Here is a 6,259-nt window from a genome sequence, read left to right on the forward strand (position 1 = left end):
CATGGACTTCGGACTCGTCCTGCAGACCGATCCGCCGGCCTCGAAGGTCGTCAGCCTGATGAAGCGTGCCGAGCGCAACGGCTTCACGCACGGCTGGACCTTCGACTCGGCCGTGCTGTGGCAGGAACCGTTCGTGATCTACAGTCAGATCCTGGCGAACACGCAGAAGCTGACCGTGGGCACGATGGTCACGAACCCCGGCACGCGCACCTGGGAGGTCACCGCCTCCACCTTCGCCACCCTCAACGACATGTTCGGCAACCGCACCGTCTGCGGCATCGGCCGCGGCGACTCCGCGATGCGGGTCGCCGGCCGCAAGCCCAACACCCTGGCCCGCATCAGCGAGGCCATGAAGGTCATCCGCGCCCTCGGCCGGGGCGAGGAGGCCGACCTCGGCGGCGCGGTCGTGAGATTCCCGTGGATCAGACCCGGTGCCGAACTCCCGGTGTGGATGGCCGCGTACGGGCCCAAGGCCCTGAAGATGACCGGCGAGGAGGCCGACGGGTTCATCCTGCAGCTCGCGGACCTCTACCTCACGGAGTACATGGTCAAGGCCGTGAAGGACGCGGCCAAGGCCGCCGGCCGCGACCCCGCCGACGTCAAGATCTGCGTCGCCGCCCCCGCCTACGTCACCGAGGACGACTCGCCCGAGGCACTCGCCCACGCCCGCGAGCAGTGCCGCTGGTTCGGCGGCATGGTCGGCAACCACGTCGCCGACCTGGTCTCGAAGTACGGCGAGCACTCCGCCGCCGTCCCCGACGAACTCACCGACTACATCAAGGCCCGCGAGGGGTACGACTACTCCCACCACGGCCGCGCCGACAACCCCGACACCCAGTTCGTGCCGGACGAGATCGTCGACCGGTTCTGCGTCATCGGCCCCGCCGAGAAGCACATCGAGAAGCTGCACGCCCTGCGCGAGCTGGGCGTCGACCAGTTCGCCGTCTACGACATGCACGACGCGCAGGAAGCAGTGATCGACGCCTACGGCGCGCAGATCATCCCCGCCGTCAACGCCTGACCTCTCCCCATCCCCCCACTCCAGAACTCCCCTCCCCACCTCCCCGGGGAGGGGACACCCGGAGACCCGCACGGCCTTTCCGGACCGCCCCTCATCGATTGGCCTGCCCATGACCGACACCGCTCCCACGGCCATACCGCCGACCGCTCAAGTCACCCTCGCCGACGGACGCGTGGAGATCGCGCCGGGGTCACCGCTGCCCAGCGGCCCGTACGCGAACGAGGACCTGCTCCCGGTCCCGATCGAGAAGCGCACCTGGACCACGTACAACTTCTCCGCCCTGTGGGTCGGCATGGCCCACAACACGGCCTCCTGGACCCTCGCCTCCGGTCTGATCGCCGTCGGCATGGACTGGAAGCAGGCGGTGTTCACCATCGCCCTGGCCAATGTGATCGTGCTGGTCCCGATGCTGCTCACCGGGCACGCCGGTCCGAAGTACGGCATCCCGTTCCCGGTGTTCGCGCGCGCCTCCTTCGGTGTGCGCGGCGCCAACCTGCCAGCCGTCGTACGGGCGTTGGTGGCCTGCGGCTGGTTCGGCATCCAGACCTGGATCGGCGGCGAGGCGATCTACTTCCTGGCCGGCAAGCTCATCGGCAACGGTTGGTCCGACGCGGGGAAGATCGGCGCCTACCCCTGGACGATGTGGCTGTCGTTCGCGATCTTCTGGGCGATCCAGGTCGCGATCATCTACCGCGGCATGGAGACGATCCGCCGCTTCGAGAACTGGGCGGCGCCCTTCGTCATCGTCGGCGCGCTGGTGATGCTGGTCTGGATGAGCGACAAGGCGGGCGGCTTCGGCCCGTTGCTCGACCAGCCCTCCAAGCTCGGCTGGGGCGGCGACTTCTGGAAGCTGTTCTGGCCGTCCCTGATGGGCATGATCGGTTTCTGGTCCACGCTGTCGCTGAACATCCCGGACTTCACCCGCTACGGCAAGAGCCAGAAGGCGCAGACCTGGGGCCAGGCGCTCGGACTGCCCACCACCATGACGCTGTTCGCGCTGCTGTCGGTGCTGGTCACCTCCGGCTCGCAGAAGGTGTACGGCCAGGCCGTGTGGGACCCGGTACAGCTCGCCGCCAAGACCGACAACGTCTTCGGCCTGCTGTTCGCCCTGGTGACCGTGCTGGTGGCGACCCTGTCGGTGAACATCGCCGCCAACCTGGTCTCCCCGGCCTTCGACTTCTCCAACATCGCGCCCAGGAAGGTCAGTTTCCGGGTCGGGGCGCTCGCCACCTGCGTCCTCGGCGTACTGATCTTCCCGTGGAAGCTGTACTCCGACCCGCAGGGCTACATCTTCACCTGGCTCGGCCTGGTCGGCGGTCTGCTCGGCACGGTCGCCGGCATCCTCATCGCCGACTACTGGATCCTGCGCCGCGGGAAGCTGGACCTGGTCGACCTGTACCGCTCTGGGGGCCGCTACTGGTACGAGGGCGGCTGGAACTGGCGGGCCGTCGTCGCCTTCGTGACGGGCGGTGTGCTGGCGATCGGCGGCGCGAGCTTCAAGCCGCTGATCGACGGACGGCCCGTCCCGGCGCTCAAGCCGCTCGCCGACTACGGCTGGGCGGTGGGCCTGGGCACCTCGATGGCCGTCTACCTGGCCCTGATGCTGCTGCGCGGCAGACAGCGCCTGGAGGCCTGACTCCCGCCGGAAGGGCGGCCGGTGAAAACTACCGGCTGCCCTTCAGCGCGTTCACGGCGTCCTTCGCGGCCTTGATGGCGCCCTTGTTGATCTCGTCCGTGCCGGGCGCCTTCTTCGTCTCGAAGTCGCTGCCGTTGTAGGTGGTGACCACCAGGACGTTGGACACCTGGGCGATCACCACGCCCTCCCGGGTCTGCTGCTTGTCCTCGGTGGTGAGGTTCACGACCGAGTAGCCCGCGTCCCCGAGCCCCGGCACGGCACCTCCGCCGCTCTTCTCAGCGGTCCGATCCTTGTACTCCTTCTGCGCGGCCGCGTCGGAGTCCAGGACCTCGAAGGAGACGTCGAGCCAGCGGTAGTCGTAGCCCTTGAGGGCGTTCCAGGAGCAGGTGCGGCGCAGCTTCTCGTCCGTCGACCTGATCTCCTTCCCGGCCGTCTTGGCGCCCGGGACGAGCGACTTGAGCGTCGCCGTGGCCACGCTGCCGCACGGCGCGGGGGCGGCGCCGTACGACTTGGTCGCCGCGGCCGCCGTCGACGGCGCCGACGGCGCCGAAGTGCTCTTCTGCTGCGTCTCGTTCGTGTGCTGGTCGGCCGGCGTCGCCGGGCTGGACGTCAGCGCCCAGCCCATCGCGGCGAGCACCACGACGGGCGACAGGCGCGCGGTCAGAGCGAGCGGCAGAGGAAATTCACGCACGGGCACACTTCTCGGTGGGGGACGGTGTGCGGAAGGAGTCCGCACTGCGGACGGAGCGCCAGTCTCACATGAGTCCCTGTGAGACGGAAGTGTCAACTCGCTCCGTGCTCGGGCGGTCACGGAGCCCGGTGCGCGGGGCCGTGACCAACCGCCCGCCGTCCGAACAAGTGGCGACGATTCCCTCGTATTCGGATAAAAACCCCTAAGGGTTCTGGAAGCGAACAGAGGGGGCGTCGGTGGTCGTCATGACGTGGCCTCCTGCGCGGCCGACAGCGCGAACGCGCTCTCGATGCGGTCCACCGCCGCGAAGGCGCCGTACGCGACGAGCCGGACCAGCTGCCCGTCGTTGTGCCAGGGCATGTGCCAGGCGGCCACGTCCTCGTCCGTGATGCGGTACGGCGCGAGCGCCGCGAGCAGCGCCAGACGGGCGCCGGGCCGCTCACGCCGGGTGGGGAAGCCGCGCAGGACGGCCGACGGGTGCTCGCCGTCCCAGTCCCGCAGGGCCTGGTGGACCAGGGTGCGCTCGGCCGGTTCGAGGAGTTCGGCGCCGGTGCGGGCGGCCGCCCGCAGCGCCGCGTAGGCGGGGCCCACGGGGGAGCCGAAGGCCCAGTCCGGGCCGGGGCCGAGCGTGTCGAGCAGGGGCAGGGACGCCCCGGGCTCGGCCTCGCGGCGGACGGCGCGGCTCAGCGCGCGGCCCGCCAGACTGCGTACCGCCCGGAAGCGCTGGACCCCGCCCGGCAGGAGCTGTTCGGACAGCAGCGCCGAGGCGATGCGGTTGATGAAGTGGAAGGTGAGCATGGTCCCCAGGTAGGCGGGCGCGTGCTCCTCGGGGAAGGGGTACGGCCGCAGCGCGGCCCCCGGGACGCGGCTCGCGAGCCCCCAGTCGAGCACGCGGGTGTGCTCCTCGCTCTCGGGATCGTCGCCGCGGGCCAGCCGCTCGGCCAGCGCGTGGTCGCCGGTCGCGTGCAGCAGGACGGTGTGCGCGTCCACGCAGAACGGGCAGTTGTTGGAGAGCGAGACCCCGAGCGCGGCCAGCTCCTTGCCGGTGCGGCTGCCGGGGCCGGCGATCAGCGACTCGCGCATCAACGACCATGCCGGGGCGAGGAGTTCGGGGGCCGAGGACAGGACCATGAAGGTGGCGGGCCGGTCCATGCCGAAGTCCGCGGCGATCTGCGCGTGGACCTCGGCGACCCGGCCGGAGGCCGACGTGGGCGACGGTGGCTGTGTGTACCGGAAGGGTGTGGGCATGCACAGCAGCATGCGCGGCCGGGGCGGACCCGGTCGTCGTCCCCGCGGAGGCACTTGACGCTACGACGACGAGGCCGCCGGGGCCCGGCACTACTGCGGTGGGAGTAGCCGGGGAGCCGTCCACAGGGGTGACGCCGCGGTCTGCGCGGCCCTCTACTGTGCCTGCATGAGCGGGCACTTCACCACACGCCAGGGGCTGGCCGACGTGGCCCTCGCGGCCGCCGTCGGTGCTCTCGCCGTGACCACGGCCGCCTTCGGCCGGGACACCGGGGCCGTCGACTACGCGCTCGTCGTCCTGTCCTCGGCCGTCCTGGCGTTCCACCGCGTGGCGCCACGCACGGTGGCGGTCACCGCCGCGGCCTGCGGTGCCGGGTACGTGCTGCACGCCCACCCGGGCCCGCTGTCCGCCCTGCCGGTCTTCGTCGCCGTCGCCACGACGGCGAGTGCCGGACACCGGGGTTGGGCGGCCGTGGCCAGCGGGGCGTTCCTGGGCGCGTGGCTCGCGACGGGCCTCACGTCCCACGACGTGGTCGAGCGGACGGCGTTGCTCGCGGGCTGGTTCCTGTGCGCCGTCGTCGCGGGACAGGCCGACCGCAACTGGCAGGCCTACCTGCGCCAGACCGAGCGGCGCGCGCTGGAGGCCGAGCGGACCAGGGAGGAGGCCGCGCTGCGCCGCGCGGGCGAGGAACGCCTGCGCATCGCACGGGAGTTGCACGACTCCCTCACCCACAGCATCTCGATCGTCAAGCTCCAGGCAGGCGTCGCCGTCCACCTGGCGCGCAAGCGCGGCGAGGAGGTGCCGCCCGCGCTGCTCGCCATCCAGGACGCGAGCGGTGAGGCGATGCGCGAACTGCGCGCCACCCTGGAGATCCTGCGCTCCGACGACGAGCCCGCAGGCACCCCCGCGCTGCTGGTCGAGCGGGCCTGCGCGGCGGGGCTCACCGCCGAGCTCGCGGTGACCGGGGAGGAACGGCCGCTGACTGCCGCGGTCGACCGTGCCGTCTACCGCATCGTGCAGGAGGCCCTGACCAACGCGGCCCGGCACGCGGGCCCGGCCAAGGTGAGCGTCCGGCTCGACTACGGGGACGACGACCTGGCGATACGTGTCGAGGACGACGGCGCCGCCGACCCGGCCCGTCCTCCCACACCGGGCGTCGGCCTCACCGGCATGCGCGAACGCGTCACGGCCCTCGGCGGCACACTGGACACGGGCCCCCGCCCGGAGGGCGGCTTCGCGGTACGGGCGCGGTTGCCACTGGGGGAGGCGGGATGAGCGGCGCCGGCTTACGGGCGCGGTCGGAGAGGGAGGGGAGGCAGGGCGGCCGGAGCGGCTTCGCCCGGCGATTCCCGGCGCGGAAAGGGGAGTTGAGATGATCAGAGTCGCTCTCGTCGACGACCAGGCGCTGATGCGTGCCGGTTTCCGCGCCCTGCTGGAGGCCGAGGACGGCATCGAGGTGGTGGGCGAGGCCGCGGACGGCGAGCGGGGCCTCGCCCTGGTCCGCGCGCACGTGCCCGACATCGCGCTGATCGACGTCCAGATGCCGGTGATGACGGGCATCGAGGCGACCCGGCTGATCGCCGCCGACCCCGCCCTGGCGGCCGTACGCGTGGTGATCCTCACCAACTACGGCCTCGACGAGTACGTCTTCGAGGCGCTGCGGGC

At 71.5% G+C, this 6,259-nt stretch carries 6 protein-coding genes; 4 read left to right on the forward strand and 2 right to left on the reverse strand.

The window, feature by feature from the left end:
• Position 1 precedes the first annotated feature (1 nt).
• Positions 2–1,021, forward strand: coding sequence for a TIGR03842 family LLM class F420-dependent oxidoreductase (locus M8J74_RS31400; protein WP_249839686.1), 1,020 nt, complete (start codon positions 2–4; stop codon positions 1,019–1,021).
• A 109-nt stretch (positions 1,022–1,130) separates the two neighbouring features.
• Entirely contained in the window at positions 1,131–2,657 is a 1,527-nt protein-coding gene (locus tag M8J74_RS31405) for an NCS1 family nucleobase:cation symporter-1 (RefSeq protein WP_058922197.1), read from the forward strand.
• Between the two features lie 28 nt (positions 2,658–2,685).
• Here the strand turns inward: M8J74_RS31405 and M8J74_RS31410 are convergent, their stop codons facing one another.
• Both M8J74_RS31410 and M8J74_RS31415 read right to left on the reverse strand, forming a co-directional pair.
• The gene (locus tag M8J74_RS31410; protein WP_249839687.1) at positions 2,686–3,348 is read right to left on the reverse strand and encodes a hypothetical protein; all 663 of its coding nucleotides are present in this window, start codon (positions 3,346–3,348) and stop codon (positions 2,686–2,688) included.
• Positions 3,349–3,591: 243 nt separating this feature from the next.
• Complete coding sequence (locus M8J74_RS31415; RefSeq protein WP_249839688.1) at positions 3,592–4,596, reverse strand: carboxymuconolactone decarboxylase family protein; 1,005 nt, start codon at positions 4,594–4,596, stop codon at positions 3,592–3,594.
• 166 nt (positions 4,597–4,762) lie between these two features.
• Here M8J74_RS31415 and M8J74_RS31420 point away from each other — a divergent pair, with 166 nt between their 5' ends.
• Together M8J74_RS31420 and M8J74_RS31425 are read left to right on the forward strand one after the other, a co-directional pair.
• On the forward strand, positions 4,763–5,869 hold the full coding sequence (locus M8J74_RS31420; protein ID WP_249839689.1) for a sensor histidine kinase: 1,107 nt from the start codon (positions 4,763–4,765) through the stop codon (positions 5,867–5,869).
• A 97-nt stretch (positions 5,870–5,966) separates the two neighbouring features.
• Positions 5,967–6,259: response regulator (locus M8J74_RS31425; RefSeq protein WP_249839690.1), on the forward strand; the 293-nt coding region annotated here is incomplete at its 3' end.

Source organism: Streptomyces panaciradicis, assembly GCF_023516615.1.
GTDB classification, from domain to species: Bacteria; Actinomycetota; Actinomycetes; order Streptomycetales; family Streptomycetaceae; genus Streptomyces; species Streptomyces panaciradicis.

What these genes read in the sequence shown, in the direction of transcription:
- M8J74_RS31400 (WP_249839686.1), top strand. Translation starts at nt 2, where the DNA reads ATGGACTTCGGACTCGTCCTGCAGACCGATCCGCCGGCCTCGAAGGTC.
- M8J74_RS31405 (WP_058922197.1), top strand. Translation starts at nt 1,131, where the DNA reads ATGACCGACACCGCTCCCACGGCCATACCGCCGACCGCTCAAGTCACC.
- M8J74_RS31415 (WP_249839688.1), bottom strand. Translation starts at nt 4,596, where the DNA reads ATGCCCACACCCTTCCGGTACACACAGCCACCGTCGCCCACGTCGGCC.
- M8J74_RS31420 (WP_249839689.1), top strand. Translation starts at nt 4,763, where the DNA reads ATGAGCGGGCACTTCACCACACGCCAGGGGCTGGCCGACGTGGCCCTC.